The sequence below is a fragment of the Siccirubricoccus deserti genome (assembly GCF_014283215.1).
In the GTDB taxonomy this organism is placed as follows: domain Bacteria; phylum Pseudomonadota; class Alphaproteobacteria; order Acetobacterales; family Acetobacteraceae; genus Siccirubricoccus; species Siccirubricoccus deserti.
Genome location: NZ_JACOMF010000041.1, coordinates 1 through 21,943, shown reverse-complemented (window position 1 = coordinate 21,943; position 21,943 = coordinate 1). Strand labels below are relative to the sequence as shown.

Genomic DNA, 21,943 nt, shown 5'->3' with positions numbered 1-21,943 from the left:
GCCCGCCGGACGAAGCCAGCGCCCACGGTGGGCTTCCGCCCTGGCGGATTTTCCCGCAGGCTGTGTCGCAAAGCATCCCTGGGGGGAGAATCCTTGGACTACGACACCATCATCGTCGGCGGTGGCTCGGCCGGCTCGGTCCTCGCCAACCGTCTTTCGGCCCGCAGCGCCCACCGCGTCCTGCTGCTGGAAGCCGGGCAGGACACGCCGCCTGACAATGTGCCGAAGGAGATTTCCGACACCTATCCCGGCACCGCTTATTTCGACCCGCGCTTCCACTGGACCGACCTCAAGGTCCACACCCAGATCGTCTCCCACAACAACCCGGATGCCGAGCGCCCGCCGCTCCGCAAGTACGAGCAGGCGCGGGTGCTGGGCGGCGGCTCCTCGATCAACGGCCAGATGGCCAATCGTGGCGCCCCGACCGACTACGACGAATGGGAGGCCCGCGGCGCCGAGGGCTGGTCCTGGAAGAACGTCCTGCCCTATTTCAAGAAGGTCGAGCGCGATCTCGACTTCGAGGACGAGTGGCACGGGAAGGAGGGCCGCATCCCGGTCCGCCGCATCCCGCAGCAGCACTGGAACGCGCACGCCAAGGCCGCCGCCGCGGCTTTCGAGCTGGCCGGCTTCAAGTACCTGCCCGACCAGAACGGCGAGTTCACCGACGGCTACTTCCCCGTCACCATCTCGAACGCCGAGGAGAAGCGCGTCTCGGCCGCCCTCGGCTACCTCGATGCCGCGACGCGGGCGCGCCGGAATCTCACCATCTCCACCAATACCCAGGCAAAGTCGCTGGTCTTCGAGGGCACCCGCTGCGTTGGCGTGGTCGCCGTGGTGGACGGGCAGGAACAGGAATTCCGGGCGAAGGAGGTCATCCTCTCCTGCGGCGCCATCCACAGCCCGGCGCATCTGCTGCGCGCCGGCATCGGCCCGGTGGGGCATCTGCGCGACATGGGCATCCCGGTGCTGGCGGCGGTGGAAGGGGTCGGGCAGCGGCTGATGGACCACCCCTCCATCTCGCTGTCGTCCTTCATCCGCCGCTCGGCGCGGATGCGCGACAGCGACCCGTCGCGCCGGCACATCCTGGTCGGGCTGCGCTATTCCTCGAATCTGCCGGAAGCGCCGAAGGGCGACATGTTCGTCGCCGTCGCCAGCAAATCCGCCTGGCATGCGGTGGGGGTGCAGATCGCCTCGATGCTGGCCTTCGTGAACAAGACCTATTCCGAGACCGGCCAGGTACGGCTCGCCTCCCGCGACTGGCGATCAGAACCGGTCGTCGAGTTCAACCTGCTGAGCGACCGCCGCGACCTCGACCGGCTGATGAACTGCTTCAAGATGATGGCGGCGATGCAGATGAGCCCGCCGCTGGCGGCCGTCACCACCGACCCCTTCCCCGCCAGCTACAGCGACAAGGTGCGGCAGATCGGCGTGGTAAACGAGAAGAACCGCTGGCTGACCCGGGCGATCGCCACGATGCTCGACGGGCCGCAGGCGCTGCGGTCTTGGCTGATCGATCGCTACGTGGTGGAAGGCTTCACCTTCCAGCAGGTGATGCAGGATGACGAGGCGCTGGAGGCCTTCATCCGCAAGGCAACGATCGGCGTCTGGCATGCCTCCTGCTCCTGCCGCATGGGCCGGGAGGACGACCCGATGGCGGTGGTCGACACCAGCAGCCGGGTGCGCGGCGTCGCCGGGCTCAGGGTGGTGGATGCCTCGATCTTCCCGGTGGTGCCCTGCGCCAACACCAATTTCCCGGTGCTGATGACGGCGGAGAAGATGGCTGACACGATCCTGGCGGAGGGCTGAGGAGAGCCGGGAACGCGCATCCGTCCTCTCGTCATGCGCGGGCTTGACCCGCGCATCTCGCCCCCAGCAAAAACAGCAAGTTAGGGATGGCCGGGTCAAGCCCGGCCAGGACGGGGAGGCGGCGCTACGACGCCGCCTCCGGCAGGCTGCCGGGCAGCTTCAGCCGACGATCTCGGTCCCGGCGAAGAAGAAGGCGATCTCCGTGGCGGCATTCTCGGCGCTGTCCGAGCCGTGGACGCTGTTCGCCTCGATGCTCTCGGCGAATTCCTTGCGGATGGTGCCCGGCGCCGCATTGGCCGGGTTGGTGGCGCCCATGATGTCACGGTTCTTCTGGACGGCGCCCTCGCCTTCCAGCACCTGCACCACCACCGGGCCGCTGATCATGAAGCTGACCAGATCCTTGTAGAACGGCCGCGCCGCATGCACCGCGTAGAAGGCGCCGGCCTGGGCCTCGGAGAGCTGCAGCCGCTTCTGGGCGACGATGCGCAGCCCGGCCTCCTCGAATTTCGCGTTGATCTTGCCGGTGAGGTTCCGGCGGGTGGCATCCGGCTTGATGATGGAGAGGGTGCGCTCGACGGCCATGGGGCATTCCTTTGCGAAGGGGGGCGTGACGGTTGCGGCCGGATAGGCGGGGCGCGGGCCGGATGCAAGCCCAACCCGGTGACGGCCCGGGCGTTGGCGTCCATACCATGCCAGGAGCGCCAGGATGACCAAACCCGAACCGAAGCCCGAGGGCACCCCCCTGCCGCCCGGCGTCCCACGCCCGCCGACCCAGGCCGACATCGACCTGATCAGCAGCCAGCAGGGCATGGTGACCGATGAATGGACGGGCGACCCCCCGCCGGAGCCTGAACGCCCGGCGGGCTGAGCAACCGCAGCAAAGCGGTGGCGGCGGGCGCCTCCAGGGGCTAGGAAAGCCCCGCCATGACCGTCCTCACCATCCGCGACCTCACGCTCCGCATCGCCGGCCGCGCCCTGCTGGAAGGCGCCGACCTGGTGGTCGACCCCGGCCGCAAGGTCGGGCTGGTCGGCCGCAACGGCGCCGGGAAATCCACCCTGCTGAAGGCCATCACCGGGGAGATCCAGCCGGATGGCGGTGAGATCCGCCTCGCCGCCCGCGCCCGCATGGGCCATGTGGCGCAGGAAGCCCCGGGCGGGCCGGAGACGCTGCTGGAGACGGTGCTCGCCGCCGATACCGAGCGCGCGGCGCTGCTGGCCGAGGCCGAGGGCCACCCCGACTCCCACCGCATGGCCGAGATCCATGAGCGGCTGATCGCCATCCAGGCTGACAGCGCGCCCTCCCGCGCCGCCACCATCCTGGCCGGCCTCGGCTTCGACGCCGCCGCCCAGGCGCGGCCGAGCACCGAGTTCTCCGGCGGCTGGCGGATGCGCGTGGCGCTGGCGCGGGTGCTGTTCCTCGAGCCCGAGCTGCTGCTGCTGGACGAGCCGACCAACCACCTCGATCTTGAAGCGACGATGTGGCTGGAGGGCTGGCTGCAGCGCTTCTCCGGCGCCGCCATCGTGGTCAGCCACGACCGTGGGCTGCTGGAACGCTGCGTCGACGCCATTGCCCATCTCGACCGCGGCAAGCTGACGCTCTACCCCGGCGCCTTCGACAATTTCGTCCGCGTCCGCACCGAGCGCCAGGCGCAGCAGCAGGCGCAGAACGAGAAGCTCGCTGCCGAACGGGCGCATATCCAGTCCTTCGTGGACCGGTTCCGCGCCAAGGCCAGCAAGGCCCGCCAGGCGCAGTCGCGGATCAAGGCGCTGGAACGGATGCCGGCGATCGAGAGCGTGGTGGAAGACCACGCCACCCGCTTCGCCTTCCCCGAGCCGGCCGAGCTGGCGCCGCCGGTGCTGTCGATCTCGGGCGGCAGCATCGGCTACGACAAGCGGGTAGTGCTGAAGGGTCTCGACCTGCGGCTGGACCAGGACGACCGCATCGCCCTGCTCGGCGCCAATGGCAACGGAAAATCGACCCTGGCAAAACTCTTCGCCAGGCGGCTGCCGCTGATGTCAGGCACGCAATTCCGCTCGCCGAAGCTGAAGGTCGGCTACTTCGCCCAGCACCAGACCGATGAGCTGGACATGGACGGCACGCCGTTGAGCCATATGCAGGCGGCGCTGCCGCAGGCGACGGTGACGCAATGCCGCGCCCAGCTCGCCCGCTTCGGCCTCGACGTCGAGCGGGCGACGACGAAGATCTCGGCCTGCTCGGGCGGCGAGAAGGCGCGGCTGCTGCTGGCGCTCTGCACGCGGGAGGCGCCGCAGCTGCTGATCCTCGACGAGCCGACCAACCACCTCGACATCGATGCGCGCGACGCGCTGGTGAAGGCGCTGGCCGACTACAATGGCGCGGTCATCCTCATCAGCCATGACCCGCATCTGGTGGAGCTGGTGGCGGATCGGCTGTGGCTGGTCGGCAATGGCGCGGTGACCAATTTCGATGGCGACCTGGACGACTACCGCGCCCTGCTCGGCGGCGGCAACCGCCGCGCTGCGCGCAACGAGCCGGGCACCGCGCCGCGCGGCAACGACCGCCGCGGCAAGGCCGAAAGCCGTGCCGCGCTGGCGCCGCTGAAGGAGCGCGCGAAGCAGATCGAGGCGCAGATCGCCAAGCTGCAGGACGAGGCGGCGACCATCGACAAGGCGCTGGCCGACCCGCGCCTCTACGCCGGCAACAAATCCGACCTGATCAACCGCGCCACCACGCGGCGCGCCGTCATCGGCAAGGTGCTGCCGACGCTCGAAGCCGAATGGTTAGAGTTGCAGGAGAAGCTGGAAGCCGCCTGAGGCCGATGGCGTCGCAAGCGGCCCCGTAGCACCGCCCCTTCGTCACGGCCGGACCTGATCCGGCCATCTGGCCGCCCCTGTTCACCGGATGTCTGGATGCGTGGACGTGCCCGCGCATGACGGAGACGCGGCACCTCTCACAGCCTTTCCACCGCCGTCAGCAGGCAGCCCGGCCGCGCGGTATGGATGTTGACGTAGCGCGCCCGCGGATCCTCCAGCGCGCGCTGCAGCAGCGGCGCCACCGCGCCGCCCTCGCTCACCGCACCGAGGTCGTAGAGGCACATCTCCTCGGCATCATAGGCGCGGACCGACACCATGCCGTTCGCCAGGACAATGGGCGCGATGCTGTCCGTCGCAGCGAAGCGGGCGCAGTCGCGCTCGTGCAGGAAGATCGGGCTCGGCGTCCAGTAGACACCCTGCGGATGCGGCAGATCGTAGCTGCCGAGCAGCATCACCTCGCCCGGCTCGCCGAGTTGCAGGCAGTGGCGGCAGGGAAAACCGGGGCCATCCACCACGCGGCGGTGCAGCGTCTGGCCGCGGTCATCGCGGCCGGTGCGGCGGAAGCGTTCGGCGGTTGCGGTCGGGATGGCGATGCAGCGAAAGGCGGTCATGGCGGGCTCCCTCATCGGCCCGCAGGCTTGCGCCGCCGCCGCGACTGCGCCATCCGCCGGTTGCTCCGGCATTGCAGCGCCAGCGGCGTAATCCATCAGACGGATCGGCTGCATCCGTACCCAGCATTGGGCGTGTTGTGACGTGGCGCACATACTTCGGGTCACGGCGCTGGCATCTAGCGGCGCACTGCAACACCCCGAAGGAGACACACCATGGTCCGCAACATCATCCTCGCTTCCGTCCTCGTCCTCGGCGCCGCCGGCGCGGCCCGGGCGGAATCCTCGGCCCGCCTCATCGGCGGCGGCGAGGATGTGGCGATCGCCTATGCCGGCACGCCGCAGAATGTCGTGGGCGGCGGCGTCGCCCAGGTTACCGGCGGCGGGCTGGACCGCAGCTACAGCTACGGCACGGTGAGTGCGCTGCGCGCCCCGGCCGCCGCGCTGGTGGGCGGCGGCGAGAACGCCGAGGTGGTCTACCGAGCCGCGCCCGCCACGCCGGTCATGGCGGAGCGCGTTACGCTGCAGCCGCACGGCTGAAGGGTGTGATCGCCCAAGGTTGGAGCACCAGAGGGCGATCACGCGGCCATCCGATGCGGCTGAAGCGTGAAGCCACTCCACACACAGCAGCCTACAGCGGATCGGCGTTCGGACATGAACGCACTCCGCCGTGGAGCCCGATCGCTTCAGGCCAAAGCGGTCGGGCTCTAGGTCCGACGCTCGCCCGGCTCGGCGCCACGCACCACCCCGGCCCGTGCCGGATCGTACAGCCAGGGCGGGTCGGGCAGCACGCTGACACCGCCTTCGCTGCGCGGCGGCGGCCGATGCCTCTCCCGCCCCGCCAGCACCGCCGCCCCGCGCGGGGTCAGGCCCAGTGGCTCCGCCTGGTGCAGCAGCCGCCGCGGCCCCAGCCGCAGCCGCCCCACCACATCCCGCAGGATCAGGTCGGTCTGGTGGAACACCGCATCGGCGGTGCGCAGCGCGCGCAGCAGCCCGGCCTCATCGGTGACGCCTTCGGCCACCGCGCGCAGCACCAGCCGCTCGGTTTCCGCCAGCCCATCCGTGGTCCAGGGCAGGTCGCGCAGGTGGCGGCGCAGCGCGGCGCCGAGGAAGGGCAGCGCCAGCTCCCGCCGGCTGAGGGCATCCAGCGCGGTCGGATCCGGCGCCGAATAGGCGGCCCAGGCCTCGGCCGCCTGCTCGATCTGCAATTCGGTGAGCGGCGCCGGCTGCAGCCGGCCGAGTTCCACGTCCGACAGCTCCGGGAAGCAGCGCACCCCATCCGCCGGCAGCAGCCAGAGCCGGCCCCGCAGCAGCCGCTTCTCCGCCAGCAGCGACAGCACCCGGATCAGCGCCGCCTGGTCCCAGAGGTCGTGCTCGAACCACAGCCACACCGCGTCATGCCGGTGCAGCGCCGAGAGCGCGGTGTATTCGCGGCCCAGCCGCAGCCGCACCGCACCGACATCCTGGCCGGCATGCAGCGCGACGAAGCGCGCCCGGAGGCCGAGCCAGGCCATCAGGTCGCCTTCGTCCCGCGCCGGCCCCTGGCAGACGGGGTCGGAGAAGCAGAGGTATTCGCCGGCGATGCCGGCGCGCTGCAACGGCACCCGCAGATCGTCGCCGCAGCGCAGGTGCAGCCGCGGCTGCATCAGCCGATACGCAGCCCGAGTTCCTGGACGATTCGCCTTGCCTCCTCGACCAGTGCCGCCGCGTCATTGGCGAAATCCTCGGAATCCATGTAGCGCACCGGCATGTCGAAGCGCGCCAGCACCGCCAGATGCGCCGGATCGTGCACCGCCTCCTTGAATGCGTCATGAATGGTACGCACCACTTCGGGGTCCATGCCGCGCGGGCCGGCGATGCCGTAGGTGCTCTCGCCCAGCACGTCGTAGCCGCATTCGCGGAAGGTCGGCACATCGGGGAAGCGCTTCGCCCGCTCGCTCATCCAGACCGCCAGCGGCCGCAGCCGCCCCTCCAGCGCCATGTCGGACCAGGCGGAGGTCTCGGCGGAGAAATGGATGTCGCCCGACAGCAGCGCCTGCAGGTTGGGCGCCGCGCCGCGGAACGCCACCGGCACCCAGTCGATGCCGGCGGCCTTGGCCAGCCGCTGCATCTGAACCTCGGTGGTATTGGCGCCGGGGGTGCCGTAGCTCAGCTTGCCGGGGTTGGCACGGGCGTGTTCCACCAGTTCCGGCAGGGTCTTCCACGGCGCGTCGGGCCGCACCACCACGCCACCCATGTAGCCGACCAGCCGGACGATCCAGGTGAAGTCCTTTACCGGGTCCCATTGCGGCCGGGCCTGCATCGCCGGCATCCGGAACACGCCGTTCGGCATCTGCGACAGGGTGTAGCCGTCCGGCTTCGCCTCCTTGATCGCCATCGCCCCCATGGTGCCGCTGGCGCCCGGGCGGTTCTCCACCACCACCGGCTGGCCGAGGTGGCGCTGGGCGATCTCGCAGACCGAGCGCATCTGTACATCGGTGGCCCCGCCTGGGGTCCAGGGCACGAAGACGCGGATCGGCCGGTCCGGGAAGCGCGGCTGGGCCAGGGCGGGCCGGCCTAGCGGCGCCAGGGCGGCGGCGGCGAGCAGTCTGCGGCGGTGGAAGCCAGGTTTCGGCATGGTTACCTCCTCGGACGTGCCGGCTTGGGAAGCCGATCTGCCGGAAAGCATGCCCTCGACCGTGCCGCCGCGCCAGCCGCAGCAGGGGCCTGCCGGCCGCATCGGAAACCGCGGGGCGGGCCTCCAGCCCGCGCCATGGCGCCGGCCTGCCCTCCTGACGGCGCGGCCATGGAAGCGGGCCGCGGCCCCGGCCGGGCTGCGCCCGTCGCAGCCATCAATCCATTCGCAGCCCCAGCTTGCGGATGATGGCGCTCTCCTCTGCGTAGAGTCGCTGCGCGAAGGTGGCGTACTCCTCGCTGCCCATGTAGCGCAGCGGCATGTCGAAGCGATCCAGCGTCTCGACATGCTTCGGGTCGAACAGCGCCTCCTTGAAGGCGTCGTGCAGGACCCGCACCACGCCGGGGTCGATGCCCTTTGGCCCGCCGAGCCCGAAGGGGCTGTCGGCGACGATATCGATCCCGACCTCGCGCAGGGTGGGCACGTTGGGGAAGCGCTTGGCGCGCTCCGCGGTCCAGACCACCAGCAGCCGCAGCCGCCCGTCATCCACCAGCGGCGCCTAGCCGGTGCTGTCGGTGTTCACCATGGTCTGGCCGGAGAGCACCGCCTGGATGTTGTCGGCGCCGCCGCGGAACGGCACGTGCAGCCATTCGATGCCAAGCTGTTGGGCAATGCGCTCCATGGTGATGTGCAGCGTGCTGCCGACGCCGGGGGTGCCGTAGGTGACCTTACCGGGATTCGCCTTGGCGAAGGCGATGAGCTCCTGCCAGCTCTTCCAGGGCTGGTCGGCGCGGACCACCACGCCGAAGACATAGCCGGTCAGGTGGATGATCCAGCTGAAGTCGGTGGCCGGGTCGAAGGTCGGCCGGCGTGACATGGCCGGGATGCGGAACACGCTGATCGGCATCTGCCCGACCAAGTGGCCGTCGCCCTTGGCTTCCTGCGCCATCATCAGCGCGCCCAGGGTGCCGGTGGCGCCGGGGCGGTTCTCGGTGATCACCGGTTGGCCGAGCTTACGGTCGGCGATGTCGGCCAGCACCCGCGGATGGGTGTCGGAGGAGCCGCCGGGCAGCCAGGGCACCACCAGCCGGATCGGCCAGTTGGGGAAGCCCGCCTGGGCGACTGCCGGGCGCGCCAGTGGGCCAAGCGCGGGAAGCAGGCCGAGCGCGAGGGCGGCGCGGCGGCCGAAGCTGTGGGTCTGCCTTGAACTCTCTCCCTGTGATTCGATCCGGACGCATGCAGATCCGGCGTCTGGTGACGCGGCCCATGCCAATCTGCCGCGACCGGCTTCTGTCGTATCGTCAGGGTATTCGCCCGCAACCACAACCCGCCCCGAAGGGTGGAAGCGTGCGGCGCTCCGCCACGCTCATGTTGCATTGCAGCATGGATGCCCTAAACCATGCCCAGAGCAAACTCCGGTCAGGCGGAAGCGCTGGATCGGAGTTTATCGCCCAAACAGAAGGCTGAAGCGGCTTCCGTGCGCCGAGGCGAACGGAAACCGCTCCGAAAAGACGGAGCATGGCATGCCCAACCTCATGGTGGTCCAGGTGCGGGAATACCGCCTGCATCGGATGGAAGTGGTCGATAACGGCAAGGCCGGCTTCAGCGTGGTGATCCATCCGCCGGCCAACCGCGGTGCGCCGCGTGAGGTGACGCGGGATTCGCTGACGGTGACCCTGGCGGACACGCTCAACCGGGCCAAGGCGGAGATCGACGCGGTGATGGGCCCGAAGCCGCTGCCGAAGCCGCGCGGCTTCGCCCGCCCGCCGCGCTGATCGCCTGGCCGTCGATCACGCGATCGGCGGCCATCGCCTGGCTCAGATCGCCCGGAGGAAGTAGTCGCCGATCGTCTTCAGCCCGATCCGCACCAGCACCACGGTATCGGCCGGATAATTGCTCTGGGTCGTCGGATCCTGGGCAAAACGCTTGATGAAGCGGCCCTCCAGAATGAAGCACTCATCCTCGTACCCCACGCTGCCGGCGATCAGCACCGGGCGCTCGATGCCGAGGTCGTAGCGGCCGGAGATATTCGCCCGCCAGTACTCGCCGATCCGAGCGGAGACGCCGACCGAGACCTCGTCCCGCGCCCGCACTGGGAGGAGGTAGGGCAGCGGCGGCGAATAGAGATAGCCGGCATTCAGCGTCACATTGCCAAGGCCGAGGGTCGCCACGGTATCGACCAGCCGTCGGTCGAACGGGTTCTCGCTATCCGTCCGCACCCGCCCCAGCACCTCGAACCAGCTGGTCGGCGCCACCCGCAGCCGCGCCACGTAATCCGAGGCACGGCGATCGAGGCCGGAGCCCGGATAGGGGTTGAAGCTGTTGTCGTCGAAGCGGAAGGAGCGGCCGACCAGCCCCTCCACCTGACCGCCGTTCGGGAAGTCCCAGGCGGCGCGGATGGCGGTATCGACCCGCGTCCCGCCTTCCTGCCGGTCCCGCCCGGTGAAGCGGTTGAGTTGGAACAGGTTGGCGTCGGTGAACTCGAAATCGACGCTGTCCTCATTCGGGATGCGGCGCTGCGGGCCCATGCGCGGGCCGGTGACGAACTGCACCCGCGGCTCGATCGTCTGGCTGCCCCATTCGCCGGCCGAACGCACGAAGGGCATCCGCCAGTCGATGGCGGCGCGGATGTTGCCGACGGCGTTGTTGCCATTGGCGTCGGGCAGGTTCGTCGGCGGCTCCTGCTGGCCGCTGGCGCGGTAGCCGAGCGCGTCGCCCTGCAGCCGGAAGGTCCAGAGATCGCCGAGCGGGCCGACCTCCGGCCGCTCCCAGGTGACCCGCGTGGCCAGCCGCTGGCTCATGCTGCCGATGTCGCGGTAGATGCCCAGCGCGTTGACGTCGGCGGTCACGAAGCCGCCCAGCACCTTCCCGTGCGGCGCGTGCTCGTAATAGAGGTTCGGCAGGACATAGGGCACCTGCCTGGTGTCGTCCGAGCTGCGCAGCCCCTGATAGGCGCGGGCATCGGCGCGGGCGTAGCCCTCGGTGCCGAAGAAGCCCTCGGTATAGACTTGGCTGGTCAGCACCCGGCGGTATTCGTAGCGGAAGGTGCGCAGGTACAGCTCGTTACTGGCGCGGTTGAGGTCGAAGCCGGCGCGCCAATTCTCGTCGACGGTGAAGCGGCCCTTCAGGAAGACGTGGCCCGCAATATCGTCCTTGCCGCCGGTGTCGTTGCCGTTGAAGCCGCCGATTGAGGCGCTGCCGATGATCTCGCCGCTGTTCAGGCGCCGGCGGTATTCCAGGCCGAGGTTCGGGTACTGCCGGGCCGAGAACATCGGCGTGATCATCAGGTCGGAACTGTCGTCGATCGCCCAGTAGTAAGGGAAGCCGACGAAGGCGCCGAGGAACCGGGTGATCCCCATGGTGGGGAACAGGAAGCCCGAGGCGCGCGGCGTGCCGGGCTCGGGGTGCGAGAGGTAGGGCGTGTACAGCAGCGGCACGCCGGCGAAGCGCACCGTCGCGTCGCGGTAGGTGATCCGCCGGGCGTCCTTGTCCTGGATGGCGCGGCGCGCCTGAACCTGCCACAGCGGCGGCGCGGTCGGGTCGTCCTCGCAGAGATCGCAGGCCGAATAGACCACCCGGCCCAGCTCGTTGATGGTGCCGCCGGTGCGCCGCGCGCCATTGGCCGCCAGCCGGGCATTGGCCGCGAGCAGCGCCCGCACCCCGGTCAGCACGCCGTCGCGGAAGCGGTCCTTCAGCTCCGCCTCATCGGCGAAGAGCACGGTGCCGTCGGCCTCCAGAAGCTGGACATTGCCGCGGGCGGTGGCGACCCCGGTGTTGCGGTCATAGGTGAATTCATCGGCGCGGAGCAGGCGTTCGCCCTGCCAGGCCTCGACCCGGCCGCGGGCGATCACCAGGCCGCGGTCGCGGTCGTACTCCACCTCATCGGCGGTGAAGGTCACCGGCGCGTTGGGATCCTGCTGCGGCCCGCCGCCGATGCCGCCCAGCGGCTCCTGCCGCTGCGGCGTGGTGGCAAGGCCGGGGCCCGCGTCGCGCGGGGTCAGCGACGGTTGGTCGATCTGCGCCCGGGCCGTGCCCGGCGCCAGGACCAGGCCGAACAGGCCGGCCAGGGCCAGCACCGGCAGGCCGCACGGGGCGTGACGTCTCATCCATCCTCCAGGTGCAGCAGCAGGGCGAGGGCGAGCAGCAGACCGGCAATGGTAGGCGCCCAGGCGGCCAGTTGCACAGGCAGCGTTCCCGCTTCGCCGAATTCGCCGCTGATCTTGTCCAGGACGAAAAGCGCGAAGCCGGCGGCGACCCCCGCGGCGATCATCTGCGCCGTGCCGCCGCGGCGGGAGGAGCGCATGGAGAAGCCGGCCGCCAGCAGCGCCATGGCGATGGCCAGCACCGGCAGGGAGAGCAGGGTCTGGAAATGCAGCTGGTGGCGCACCGCCGAGAAGCCGGCCTGCTCCAGCACCGCGATGAACCCCGGCAGCGCCCAGAAGCTCAGCGTATCCGGCGAGGCGAAGCTGTACTCGATGCGGGCGGGGGTCAGGTCGGTGGGGAAGCTCAGCTCCTGGCGCGGCCCGGCGGTGCGGTCGGCGTTGAAGGTCACGGCATCCTCCAGCACCCAGCGGCCGGGCAGCAGCCGGGCGCGCGGCGCCTCGATCCGCGCCAGTGGCCGGTCGTTGGCGGACAGCCGCCACAGGCTGACATCGGTCATGGCGAAGACGGCGACCCGGCCGGTGGCACGCTCCGACACCGGCCGGCCGGACAGGATCGCCACCCCCTGCGGCTCCAGCCCCCGATCCGCCTGGCGCAGCCAGAGCCGGCCGCCGGCCAGCGCGGTGATGCCGGCGCTGGCCCGCAGATAGGCGTAGTCCAGCCGCTCCGCCCGGGCCAGCATGGCGGAGGACAGCGGCGAGATCGCCACCGTGCCCAGCAGGCCGAAGGCAAAGGCCACCAGCACCGGCCCCGACAGGAACCCCCAGGCGGAAATCCCCGCCGCCCGCGCCACCACCAGCTCGGAGGAGCGGGTCAGCCGCCAGAACGCCAGCAACCCGCCGAGCAGGATGGCGAAGGGCAGGATCTGCAGCGCCACGAAGGGCACGCGCAGCCCGGCGATCTGCGCCACCAGGGCAAAGCCGGCATCCGGCCGGGTCGCCGCCCGGCGCAGCAGCTCGATGAAGTCGAACAGCGCCACCAGCAGGGTCAGCCCGGCCAGCATGGCGAAGGTCGCGCCAAGGAAGCGGCGGGCGACGTAGATGGTCAGCGTGGTCGCCAGGGTCATGCCGGGATGCCTGGCATTACCGCGGGCCCGGCAGGGGCCGGCGGCGGCCCCGCGGCAGGCCGGGCAGGCCGGCGATCGCCCAGACGGCCAGCACCCCGGGCAGCACCGCATTCACCCAGAGCAGCGGGATCATCGCATTCTGCCGGGCGGCGAGGTTGCCGGTGATCAGCCCGGCGGCCAGCAACACCACCACCACGGCAATGCCGGTGAACAGCCGCAGGCCGCCGCCATGCCGGCGAAACTGCCCGGTCAGCGCCGTCGCCAGCGCCACCAGGCAGTAGGAGATGGCGTTCAGCGGGCTGGTCAGCCGCTGATGCGCCTCCGCCCGGAAGCGCTTCAGGTCGCGGTCGGGGATGCGTTCCGCGGGATCGGGGTGCAGCAGCTCACCCAGCGTGCGCTCCTGGGCGTTGCGGTAGCGGCTGTCGGTTTCGCCCCGAGCGGTGCGGGCCAGGTCGACGCTGTTCTCGGTGAAGGACAGCACCGAAAGCCGGGTGGTCGCCGGGGTGCCAGGCGGCGCGCCGGGCGGCGGCGGCACCCGCTCCACCTGCTGGCGCTGGCCGTTCTCCAGCGTCACACGGGGCCCGGTGGGGGTGGGGGTGATGCGGCCGGCCTCGGCCAGGATGGTGGTGGGCGCGCCGCGCTCCCGCGCGTCATGCACCAGGATGCCGCGCAAGGTGCCATCCTTGTCGCGGTAGCGGGCATAGACGGTGAGGTCGTCGCCGACCGAGCTGAACACGCCTTCCTGCAGCAGGATCGCCGCCAGCTCGTTGCGGATCTCGAACTGCCAGGCTCGGAAGGCAGCCTGGGTCGCCGGCACCACGGAGAGGTTCAACCAGTAGCACAGCGCCGCCGTCAGCAGCGCCAGGCCAAGGGCCGGGCGGGACAGCCGCCATTGCGACAGCCCGGCGGCGCGCATCACCACCAGCTCCCGGTCCGCGGCAAGGCGGACATAGACGAAGAGCGTCACCACGAAGGTGGTGATCGGCAGGATGACGGCGAAGAAGCTCGGCAGCAGCAGGCCGGTGAGCTCGATGAACACCAGGAACGACAGCCCGCGGTCGAGCACCAGCTCGATGAAGCGAAGCGACTGGGTCAGCCAGACCAGCGCCGCCAGGCCGATGGTGACGGCGAGCAGGGCAAGGGCGAGCTGGCGGAAGATGTAGGTGTCGATTCGGGTCATCTGGTGCCGGCGGCACCCTAGCGGCGGGGAGCCGGGGGCGAAAGCGCCGGTCGGCGGATCGATTGGCCCTCCCCAGGTCAGCTGCCCTCCCGCGGGATGCGGGTGGGGCGCCATCGCCGCCGCGGGCGTGGTGGATGAGGGGTCCCCTCCCCGGCCGCAGGATTGGGGAATGCCACACGGAAGGCGGAAGTAGCCGGCGAGCTTGGCGCTGGCATCGATCGCCTGGGTGGCGGGCGGCAGGATTTCAACCAGGATGACGAGGTCGGCCACCTCCACCGCATCGGGCGGCAATGGCGGCCGCAGCGGACCGGCCCGCACGGCTGACAGACGGTGCCGTCGTCGATCCGCACCAGCATGCCATTCACCAGCGCCTCGCAACCGAGCCGCGGGGTCCGGATCGCATCGCCGAAGGCGCGGTAGGCGCGACCCTTGGCCTGGGCATCGCGCCCCGGCGCCATGCCCTAGACCTTGCCCTCCACCAGTCCGGCGTCATGCTCGATGGCCCAGGCGATGAACGCGTCGGCGGTCATCCGGCCGGGGACAGGCCGCGGCAGCGCGTTCATGCGGGCTGGCCTCCGTCCCCGACAGATCCCGCCGCGGCCAGCTACGGCAGCACCTTCCCCGGATTCATCAGCCCCGCCGGGTCGAGCGCCGCCTTCACCCGGCGCATGACGTCGAGCTCGGCGCCGCCGCGCCAGCCCTCCATCATGTCGGTCTTCAGCCGGCCGATGCCGTGCTCGGCGGAGAAGCTGCCGCCCAGGTCGCGGACGATCTCGTTCACCGCATCCATGATGTCGTGGCTGCGCGCCAGGAAGGCGGCCGGGTCCATTTCCGGCGGCTGCTGCAGGTTCATGTGGATGTTGCCGTCGCCCAGATGGCCGAAGGGCACCGGCCGGCTGCCGGGGATCAGCGCCCGCAGCGCGGCGGAGGACCGCCGCATCAGCTCCGGCGTCCGGCTGACGGGCACCGAGACATCGTTCTTCACGCTCGCCCCCTCGCGCTTCTGCGCCTCCGGGTGCTCCTCGCGGATGCGCCAGATGGCGGCGCGCTGGGCCTCGCTCTCGGCAACGGCGGCGTCCAGCACCTCGCCCGCCTCCAGCGCCTCCTCCAGCACCGCCTCCAGCAGGGTGCGCAGACCGGCATCGGGGCGGGAGGAGGCGAGGTCGACCAGCACGTAGTGGTCGGCGCCGTCCAGCGGCACATTGCCGCCCTCGATCTGGGTCCGGTAGAGGCCGACGCCGGTGCCCGACATGTATTCGAACGCCCGCACCGCCGCCTCGTCGCGGTCCCGGAACCGGCGGAACAGCGCCAGCGCGGCATCCTCGTCGCGCACCGCGCAGAAGGCGACCTCGGTCTCCCGCGCCCGAGGGAACAGCCGCAGCACGGCGGCGGTGATGAAGCCCAGAGTGCCCTCGGCGCCGACGAACAGATGCCGCAGCGCGTAGCCGGTGTTGTCCTTGCGCAGCCGCCGCAGGCCGTTCCATACCTGCCCGTCCGGCAGCACCACCTCGAGGCCCAGCATCAGCTCCCGCGCATTGCCGTAGCGCACGGTGGTGTTGCCGCCGGCATTGGTCGAGAGCACGCCGCCCACCGTCGCCGTCCCCTCCCCGCCGAACGACAGCGGGAAGAGGCAGCCCGCGGACTCCGCCGCCTCTTGCGCCGCCTTCACGATGACGCCGGCCTCGGCGGTCATCGTCATGTCGAGCGGGTCGATGTCCCGCACCCGGTTCATCCGGGCAAGGGAGACGACGACCTGCCGCCCGCCCTCATCCGGCGTCGCGCCGCCGACCATCGAGGTGTTGCCGCCCTGCGGCACCAGCGGCACGCCCGCGGCGGCGCAAAGCTTCACGAGTTCCGCCAGTTCCGCGGTGCTGGCCGGGCGCAGCACGCAGGGGGTGCGGCCGTGGTACAGCGCGCGCCAATCGGCCAGGTAGGGCTCGACATCGGCGGTCCCGGTCAGGATGCCGCGCGGGCCGAGCACCGCCGCCAGGCGGTCGAGGAGGGAGGAGGGCAAGGGCTGGTCGCCGGAGGTCACGGTGGACATGGCGGAACACTCCCCCGGCGGGGCGTTGCGGTCAATTTGCCGCGCGGCCGGTGACGCAGCGATAATGTTGCGGCATAGCAGTTGAATGTCCCGCCGCGCCCTGCATCTCGGTCCGCTGGTTGCCGTGCTGCTGGCGCTGCAATGGGCCGCGGCCTTCGGCCATTGCCTGGCGGGACTCGGCGGCAGCGGGCTGACCACGGAAATCTGCACCGCCGAGGGGCTCCGCACCCTGCATCTGGATGACCAGGGGCAGGAGCAGCCCCCCGGCGCCGTCCAGCACGACAGCTGCCCTCTCCATCCCGGCGCTATGGCGCTGCAACCCGCGGCCCCGGCGCTGCCGGCGGCGCCGGTCGCCTATGCGCGGGTCCTGCCGGCGCTGGTCGCCGGTCTGCCTCCGGCCCCGGCCCGCGCCCCGCCGCAGCAACCGAGAGCCCCACCCCTCGCCTGACGAAGCCAAGGCGCCGCGCATCCCGCCGGCGCGGTCCCGAATCGTCAGGAGCTCATCATGTCCACGCCTTCGCGCGCCCGCCGCGGCGCCGCCCTGCTGGCCCTGCTGCCGGCCGCCGCCCTCGCTCAGCCTGTCGCCACCTTGCCCCCCATCGAGGTGGAGGCCCAGGCGCCCGGCTCCCTCACCGCCCCGTCCATCGCCGAGCAGCGCCGGGCGTTGGAGCAGGCCCCGGCGGCGGTCCGCTTCATCGAGGGCGAGGATTTCCGCAACCGCTACGCCTTCACCCTGCGCGACATGCTGGCCGACACGCCGGGTGTCTTCGCGCAGAACCGCTATGGCCAGGAGCTGCGGCTGTCGATCCGCGGCTCCGGCATCTCCCGCGGCTTCCACCTGCGCGGGGTGGAGGTGCTGCAGGACGGCATCCCGGTAAACCTCGCCGATGGCAGCGGCGATTTCTACCAGATCGACCCGCTGGCGGTGCGCGCCGCCGCGGTCTACCCGGGCGGCAACGCCCTGCGCTTCGGCACCTCCACCCTCGGCGGCGCGGTGGATTTCATCACCCCCACGGCCCGTACGGCGGAGGCGGAGAATATCCTCCGCGCCGAGGGCGGCACCTTCGGCACCTGGCGGCTCTCCGGCCAGGCATCACGGGTGTTCGGCGACTGGGATGTGCTGGGCAGCGCCTCGGTGGCGCATGCCGATGGCTGGCGGCAGCACAGCCGCAGCCAATACGAGCAGTTCAACGCCAATGTCGGCTACCGCATTTCGGACAATATCGAAACGCGGTTCTTCGCCGGCGCCTATATTGTCCGCCAGCAGCTGCCCGGCGCGCTCAGCCTGTCGGATGCGCTGAACCGGCCGCGCATGGCCAATCCCCAGGCGCTCAGCGGCAACCAGGCACGCAATGTCTGGGCCGAGCGCATCGCCAACCGCACCACCATGCGGCTGGAGGTCGGGCAGATCGACGTCGACAGTTGGCTAATCCACAAGCGGCTGTACCACCCAATCTTTCAGGTGATCGACCAGGACGGGCTGACCTGGGGCGTGGCGCCGCGCTGGTCCGGCAGCTTCGACCTGGCCGGGCTGCGCAGCGAACTGGTGGTGGGGGCGCGCTACTTCGCCGGCACCAACGACGCCGACCAGTACCTCAACAACCGCGGCTCACGCGGCCGGCAGACGCTGAGCTCGGTGCAGCGGGCGCAGAATTACGAGCTGTTCGCCGAGAACCGGCTGTGGCTCCGCCCGGAATGGGCATTGGTCACCGGCGCCAAGCTGTTCCGCAGCGAGCGCGACTATCAGGACAACGGCCGGGGCCTGCAGAACAGCCGCGGCGCGGTGACGCTCGGCCGCACCTACGACGGCTTCAACCCGCGCATCGGCGTACTGTGGCAGCCGCGGCCGGAGATCCAGGCCTTCGCCAACATCACCCGCAGCACCGACGTGCCGGATTTCTCCGATCTGGTGCAGAGCACCGCCATCAACACCGGCTTCGTGCCGATGCAGGCGCAGCGCGCCTGGACGGTGGAGGTCGGCACCCGCGGCCGGCTGGACCGCTTCGGCTGGGATCTGACCCTGTTCCGCTCCAACATCCGCGGTCAGCTGCTGCAGTTCCTGATCAACCCGGACACCGGGCTGACCGCGGTGCAGAATGCCGGGCAGACGGTGAACCAGGGGGTCGAACTGGCCGGCCGGGTCGATCTGCTGCGCGACGTGCTGGCCGAGGGCGACCGGGTCACACTCGGCCAGGTTTGGACCTGGAACGACTTCCGCTTCCGTGGCGATGCGCGCTTCGGCGACAACCGCATCGCCGGCCTGCCGCCGCATGTGCTGCGGACCTCGCTGACCTATGCGCGGCCGGAGGGCTTCATCACCCCGGTGCTGGACTGGGTGCCGCAGGGCGCCTGGGCGGATTACGCCAATACCCTGCGGGCCAACAGCTATGTGAAGCTGGGGCTGGAGGTGGGGCTGACCCTGGCGCCCGGCGTCTCGGTCTTCCTCGATGCGCGCAACCTGACCAACAAGCGCTATGTCTCCGACCTTGGCACCATCGCCGATGCCAGGGTGCCGGGCACCAACACCACGGTCTTCTACCCGGGCGAGGGCCGCAGCTTGTTCGTGGGGACGCGGATCGCCTTCTGACCACCACCAGGGCGTTCCACCGGACCCGATACACCGGCGTCTTGTCGTGCTAGCGATCCTTCGCCGCACAGAGAAGCACCAGGAGACATCGCATGAAGGCCCAGAGCGTCCTCGATACCATCGGCAATACGCCGCATATCCGCCTCGGCCGCCTGTTCCCCCAGGCCGAGGTCTGGGTGAAGTCGGAGCGGGCGAACCCCGGCGGCTCGATCAAGGACCGCATCGGCCTGGCGATGATCGAGGCGGCGGAGAAGGCCGGCCGCCTGAAGCCCGGCGGCACCATCATCGAGCCGACCTCGGGCAACACCGGCATCGGCCTCGCCATGGCGGCGGCGGTGAAGGGCTACCGGCTGATCCTCGTCATGCCCGACAGCATGTCGATCGAGCGGCGGCGGCTGATGCAGGCCTATGGCGCAAGCTTCGAGCTGACGCCGCGGGCCGGGGGCATGAAGGGCTCCATCGCCAGGGCCGAGGCCCTGGCCGCCACCACCCCGGGCGCCTGGATTCCGATGCAGTTCGAGAATCCGGCCAATATCGCCATCCATGCGGAGACGACGGCGCGGGAGATCCTGGCGGATTTCCCGGAAGGGCTGGATGCGCTGATCACCGGTGTCGGCACCGGTGGGCATATCACCGGCTGCGCCCAGGTGCTGAAGTCGGCGTGGCCGGGGCTGAAAGTCTTCGCGGTGGAGCCCAGCGCCTCCCCGGTCATCTCCGGCGGCACCCATACGCCGCATCCGATCCAGGGCATCGGCGCCGGCTTCGTCCCGGCCAACCTGCATGTCGCGCTGCTGGACGGCACCATCCAGGTCTCGGGCGATGACGCGAAGGAATACGCCCGGCGCTCGGCCCGAGAGGAAGGGCTGCTGGTCGGCATCTCCTCCGGCGCCACCCTGGCGGCGATCGCCCAGACGCTGCCGGCGCTGTCGCCAGGGGCACGGGTGCTCGGCTTCAACTATGACACCGGCGAGCGGTACCTCTCGGTGCCGGATTTCCTGCCGGAATGTGCTCGGGGGGCCGGGCTTCCACCGGGAACGGGCCTGCCAGTGGGTATCGCGGTCCGTCGGGACCGCGATCCGCTCCAACCTTTTCCTTTCAGAGCAGATTTACGCCAACAGCCTTCCAGCGATCTGCTCTGCGGCGCCTTCAGCGCCCGGCACGCAACTCCGCCTGAAGCCGCTCGGCCTCGGGGCGCTCGCGGAAGGCGCCGCCATTGGCCAGGACCTGGTCGATGATCCGCTGCGCTTCGGCGCGCTCGCCTGCCGCCCGCAAGGTGAAGGCCAGGCGATAGGCGCCGCCGAAATCCGGCGCGCTGTTACGGCGGCTGGCCGAGACGGCGGCGCGCAGCAGCGGCAGCGCCCGCTGCGTCTGGCCGAGGCGGGCCAGGATCCAGCCGAGCGTGTCCGCCGTTTCCGGGCTGGGCAGCAGGAAATACGCCCGTTCGGACAGTTCCCGCGCCCGCTCCAGGGCTGCCGGGTTCGGCTCCTGCGAGGTTAGCCAAGCCAGGTTGTTCAGCGCCACGGCATTGTTCGGCGCGCGCTGCAGCAACGTGGTCAGCCGCTGCACCGCCTGCGGGGTCCGGCCGGCCTGGATGTCGAACTGCGCCAGCGTGTTCAGCACCTCGACCTCCTCGGGGACGCGCTGCAGCCAGGCGTTCAGCACCTTCTCCGCCTCCGCCCGCTGGTCGGCGGCGAGCCAGGCCCCGGCGGTGCGCAGGGCGAGGCCCGCCGAGGGTGCGGCGGCATGGGCGGCGGCATAGGCCCGGGCCGCATCCGCCGGCCGCCGGCTGGCGAGCAGCAGGTCGCCGCGCAGCAATCGTCCGTTCGGCTGTGCCTCAGGCTGCTGCGCCAGCTGGTCGGCGACGGCCAGCGCCGCATCCAGGCCGCGGGTCTCGTTGACCAGGCCGATCAGGCCCTGTTGCAGCATCGGATCGGCGGGGCGGCTGCGCAGCCCTTCCCGCAGCAGCGCCTCCGCGCCGCGAGGGTCGCCGCCGCGCACCAGTAGCGAGGCCAGCTGGCGCCGCGCCACCGCATTCTCCGGACTCTCGGCCAATGCGGCCCGACTGGCCGCCTCCGCCTCCGACCATTTCTCCATGGCGGCATAGGCCCGCGCCCGGGCCAGCGGCAGCGCCGCCCCACGGCCCGGGGTGAGCAGCGGCTCGGTCTCCAGCACCGCCACCGCGCCGGCGGCGTCACCGGCATCTTGCAGGACCTGGGCAAGGGCCAGCGCCAGGGCGGGCTCGCCGGGCGAGGCCTCCTGGGCCGCCGTCAGCGCCACCCTTGCGGTCACGGCGCGCGGCCCGCCCGATGTCGCCAGCGCGGTCAGCCGTGACAGCGCCTCGGGCTGGGCCGGCTGGCGCCGCAGCACCTCGCCCAGCAGCCGCTCCGGCTCGCCCTCGGTGCCCTGGGTCAAGCCGACCCGCGCCAGGCCGATGCGGGCGCTGACGCTCTCCGGATATTGCCGCAGCACCGCTTCGAAGCCTGCCCGGGCCTCGGTGAACTGCAGCCGCGCCAGCTGCAGCATGGCGGCGACGGTCGCCGGCACCTCGTTCCGCCGGGCGGCGGGGTCGAGCTGCGCCAGCGCGGCTTCGGCCTCGGCCAATTCGCCGCGGCCAAGTGACCTTCCCCCCTGCCTGGGATCCATCTGTGATGAGAGAGTTGGCCTCCTTGGAAGGGGGCAGTGATGCCAAGGAAGCGTCACACGGCGGAGCAGATCATCGGGCTGCTGCGGCAGGCTGAGGTGGAGTTTGCGCAGGGTCGGACGGTGGGGGAGATCTGCCGCCGGCTCGAGGTATCGGAGGCGACGTTCTACCGCTGGCGATCTGAGTACGGTGGCCTGAAGGTGGACCAGGCGCGTCGGCTGAAGGACCTTGAGCGAGAGAATGCGCGGTTGAAGTGGGCGGTGGCGGAGCTGACGCTCGACAAGCAGATCCTGAAAGAGGCTGCGCAGGGAAACTTCTTCTCTATTCGGGGCGCATGGCGCAACTCCTCATTTGCTGCTCCTGGCCTGAGTGGATGAGGGATGAAGGAGCCTGCGGAGCTCTTGCTTCTCTCCGGGGTCAGCGCATCGGCCGCCGCCATGTTG

17 protein-coding genes and 2 pseudogenes are annotated in these 21,943 nt (G+C 70.7%); 9 read left to right on the top strand and 10 right to left on the bottom strand.

Annotation, left to right across the window (positions count from 1 at the left end; all coding sequences use genetic code 11):
• Positions 1–93 precede the first annotated feature (93 nt).
• Positions 94–1,806, top strand: coding sequence for a GMC family oxidoreductase (locus H7965_RS22460; RefSeq protein ID WP_186772821.1), 1,713 nt, complete (start codon positions 94–96; stop codon positions 1,804–1,806).
• Positions 1,807–1,965: 159 nt separating this feature from the next.
• On the opposite strand, the gene ndk is transcribed toward H7965_RS22460, so the two are convergent.
• Positions 1,966–2,388, bottom strand: coding sequence for a nucleoside-diphosphate kinase (gene ndk / locus H7965_RS22455; RefSeq protein ID WP_186772820.1), 423 nt, complete (start codon positions 2,386–2,388; stop codon positions 1,966–1,968).
• 124 nt (positions 2,389–2,512) lie between these two features.
• Between ndk and H7965_RS22450 the strand changes: the two genes are divergently transcribed.
• On the top strand, positions 2,513–2,674 hold the full coding sequence (locus tag H7965_RS22450; protein ID WP_186772819.1) for a hypothetical protein: 162 nt from the start codon (positions 2,513–2,515) through the stop codon (positions 2,672–2,674).
• Between the two features lie 56 nt (positions 2,675–2,730).
• Complete coding sequence (locus H7965_RS22445) at positions 2,731–4,599, top strand: ABC-F family ATP-binding cassette domain-containing protein (protein WP_186772818.1); 1,869 nt, start codon at positions 2,731–2,733, stop codon at positions 4,597–4,599.
• A gap of 137 nt (positions 4,600–4,736) precedes the next feature.
• Here the strand turns inward: H7965_RS22445 and H7965_RS22440 are convergent, their stop codons facing one another.
• Complete coding sequence (locus tag H7965_RS22440) at positions 4,737–5,210, bottom strand: DUF1203 domain-containing protein (RefSeq protein ID WP_186772817.1); 474 nt, start codon at positions 5,208–5,210, stop codon at positions 4,737–4,739.
• 213 nt (positions 5,211–5,423) lie between these two features.
• On the opposite strand from H7965_RS22440, the gene H7965_RS22435 reads away from it, so the two are divergent.
• Complete coding sequence (locus H7965_RS22435) at positions 5,424–5,747, top strand: hypothetical protein (RefSeq protein ID WP_186772816.1); 324 nt, start codon at positions 5,424–5,426, stop codon at positions 5,745–5,747.
• Positions 5,748–5,914: 167 nt separating this feature from the next.
• On the opposite strand, the gene H7965_RS22430 is transcribed toward H7965_RS22435, so the two are convergent.
• The 3 genes and pseudogenes from H7965_RS22430 to H7965_RS22420 form a co-directional block, all read right to left on the bottom strand.
• A complete protein-coding gene (locus tag H7965_RS22430; RefSeq protein WP_186772815.1) occupies positions 5,915–6,853 on the bottom strand; it encodes a hypothetical protein in 939 nt (312 codons plus the stop codon).
• Positions 6,853–7,824: a tripartite tricarboxylate transporter substrate binding protein gene (locus tag H7965_RS22425; protein ID WP_186772814.1), complete on the bottom strand. Its 972-nt coding sequence runs from the start codon at positions 7,822–7,824 to the stop codon at positions 6,853–6,855. Before H7965_RS22425 ends, H7965_RS22430 begins: the two co-directional genes overlap by 1 nt.
• Before the next feature lie 214 nt (positions 7,825–8,038).
• A pseudogene (locus H7965_RS22420) lies at positions 8,039–8,860 on the bottom strand (tripartite tricarboxylate transporter substrate binding protein).
• Between the two features lie 484 nt (positions 8,861–9,344).
• Here H7965_RS22420 and H7965_RS22415 point away from each other — a divergent pair.
• Positions 9,345–9,596: a hypothetical protein gene (locus tag H7965_RS22415; RefSeq protein WP_186772813.1), complete on the top strand. Its 252-nt coding sequence runs from the start codon at positions 9,345–9,347 to the stop codon at positions 9,594–9,596.
• A 42-nt stretch (positions 9,597–9,638) separates the two neighbouring features.
• Here the strand turns inward: H7965_RS22415 and H7965_RS22410 are convergent, their stop codons facing one another.
• The 4 genes from H7965_RS22410 to H7965_RS22395 all read right to left on the bottom strand — a co-directional run bounded on the left by H7965_RS22410 (position 9,639) and on the right by H7965_RS22395 (position 16,272).
• Positions 9,639–11,927, bottom strand: coding sequence for an LPS-assembly protein LptD (locus H7965_RS22410; RefSeq protein WP_222440753.1), 2,289 nt, complete (start codon positions 11,925–11,927; stop codon positions 9,639–9,641).
• Positions 11,924–13,048 (bottom strand): LPS export ABC transporter permease LptG, encoded by a 1,125-nt coding sequence (lptG, locus tag H7965_RS22405; RefSeq protein ID WP_186772812.1) that lies wholly within the window; start codon positions 13,046–13,048, stop codon positions 11,924–11,926. Before lptG ends, H7965_RS22410 begins: the two co-directional genes overlap by 4 nt.
• Positions 13,049–13,064: 16 nt before the next feature.
• Positions 13,065–14,228 (bottom strand): LPS export ABC transporter permease LptF, encoded by a 1,164-nt coding sequence (gene lptF / locus H7965_RS22400; protein ID WP_186772811.1) that lies wholly within the window; start codon positions 14,226–14,228, stop codon positions 13,065–13,067.
• 604 nt (positions 14,229–14,832) lie between these two features.
• Positions 14,833–16,272 carry an FAD-binding oxidoreductase gene (locus tag H7965_RS22395; RefSeq protein WP_186772810.1) on the bottom strand — a complete coding sequence of 480 codons (1,440 nt, stop codon included), beginning with the start codon at positions 16,270–16,272 and terminating at the stop codon, positions 14,833–14,835.
• An 85-nt stretch (positions 16,273–16,357) separates the two neighbouring features.
• On the opposite strand from H7965_RS22395, the gene H7965_RS22390 reads away from it, so the two are divergent.
• From H7965_RS22390 to cysK, 3 genes are all read left to right on the top strand, one after another.
• Positions 16,358–16,720: a DUF2946 family protein gene (locus H7965_RS22390; protein ID WP_186772809.1), complete on the top strand. Its 363-nt coding sequence runs from the start codon at positions 16,358–16,360 to the stop codon at positions 16,718–16,720.
• 57 nt (positions 16,721–16,777) lie between these two features.
• Positions 16,778–18,859: a TonB-dependent receptor family protein gene (locus tag H7965_RS22385; RefSeq protein WP_186772808.1), complete on the top strand. Its 2,082-nt coding sequence runs from the start codon at positions 16,778–16,780 to the stop codon at positions 18,857–18,859.
• A 92-nt stretch (positions 18,860–18,951) separates the two neighbouring features.
• Positions 18,952–20,094: a cysteine synthase A gene (gene cysK, locus H7965_RS22380; protein WP_261394341.1), complete on the top strand. Its 1,143-nt coding sequence runs from the start codon at positions 18,952–18,954 to the stop codon at positions 20,092–20,094.
• On the opposite strand, the gene H7965_RS22375 is transcribed toward cysK, so the two are convergent.
• Complete coding sequence (locus tag H7965_RS22375; protein WP_186772807.1) at positions 20,006–21,502, bottom strand: tetratricopeptide repeat protein; 1,497 nt, start codon at positions 21,500–21,502, stop codon at positions 20,006–20,008. The genes cysK and H7965_RS22375 overlap by 89 nt on opposite strands.
• A gap of 39 nt (positions 21,503–21,541) precedes the next feature.
• Between H7965_RS22375 and H7965_RS22370 the strand changes: the two are divergent.
• Positions 21,542–21,823 (top strand): annotated as a pseudogene (locus tag H7965_RS22370) (transposase); the annotation flags it as partial.
• Between the last annotated feature and the right edge of the window lie 120 nt (positions 21,824–21,943).

What these genes read in the sequence shown, in the direction of transcription:
- ndk (WP_186772820.1), bottom strand. Translation starts at nt 2,388, where the DNA reads ATGGCCGTCGAGCGCACCCTCTCCATCATCAAGCCGGATGCCACCCGC.
- H7965_RS22450 (WP_186772819.1), top strand. Translation starts at nt 2,513, where the DNA reads ATGACCAAACCCGAACCGAAGCCCGAGGGCACCCCCCTGCCGCCCGGC.
- H7965_RS22445 (WP_186772818.1), top strand. Translation starts at nt 2,731, where the DNA reads ATGACCGTCCTCACCATCCGCGACCTCACGCTCCGCATCGCCGGCCGC.
- H7965_RS22440 (WP_186772817.1), bottom strand. Translation starts at nt 5,210, where the DNA reads ATGACCGCCTTTCGCTGCATCGCCATCCCGACCGCAACCGCCGAACGC.
- H7965_RS22435 (WP_186772816.1), top strand. Translation starts at nt 5,424, where the DNA reads ATGGTCCGCAACATCATCCTCGCTTCCGTCCTCGTCCTCGGCGCCGCC.
- H7965_RS22430 (WP_186772815.1), bottom strand. Translation starts at nt 6,853, where the DNA reads ATGCAGCCGCGGCTGCACCTGCGCTGCGGCGACGATCTGCGGGTGCCG.
- H7965_RS22425 (WP_186772814.1), bottom strand. Translation starts at nt 7,824, where the DNA reads ATGCCGAAACCTGGCTTCCACCGCCGCAGACTGCTCGCCGCCGCCGCC.
- H7965_RS22415 (WP_186772813.1), top strand. Translation starts at nt 9,345, where the DNA reads ATGCCCAACCTCATGGTGGTCCAGGTGCGGGAATACCGCCTGCATCGG.
- H7965_RS22410 (WP_222440753.1), bottom strand. Translation starts at nt 11,927, where the DNA reads ATGAGACGTCACGCCCCGTGCGGCCTGCCGGTGCTGGCCCTGGCCGGC.
- lptG (WP_186772812.1), bottom strand. Translation starts at nt 13,048, where the DNA reads ATGACCCTGGCGACCACGCTGACCATCTACGTCGCCCGCCGCTTCCTT.
- lptF (WP_186772811.1), bottom strand. Translation starts at nt 14,228, where the DNA reads ATGACCCGAATCGACACCTACATCTTCCGCCAGCTCGCCCTTGCCCTG.
- H7965_RS22395 (WP_186772810.1), bottom strand. Translation starts at nt 16,272, where the DNA reads ATGTCCACCGTGACCTCCGGCGACCAGCCCTTGCCCTCCTCCCTCCTC.
- H7965_RS22390 (WP_186772809.1), top strand. Translation starts at nt 16,358, where the DNA reads ATGTCCCGCCGCGCCCTGCATCTCGGTCCGCTGGTTGCCGTGCTGCTG.
- H7965_RS22385 (WP_186772808.1), top strand. Translation starts at nt 16,778, where the DNA reads ATGTCCACGCCTTCGCGCGCCCGCCGCGGCGCCGCCCTGCTGGCCCTG.
- cysK (WP_261394341.1), top strand. Translation starts at nt 18,952, where the DNA reads ATGAAGGCCCAGAGCGTCCTCGATACCATCGGCAATACGCCGCATATC.
- H7965_RS22375 (WP_186772807.1), bottom strand. Translation starts at nt 21,502, where the DNA reads ATGGATCCCAGGCAGGGGGGAAGGTCACTTGGCCGCGGCGAATTGGCC.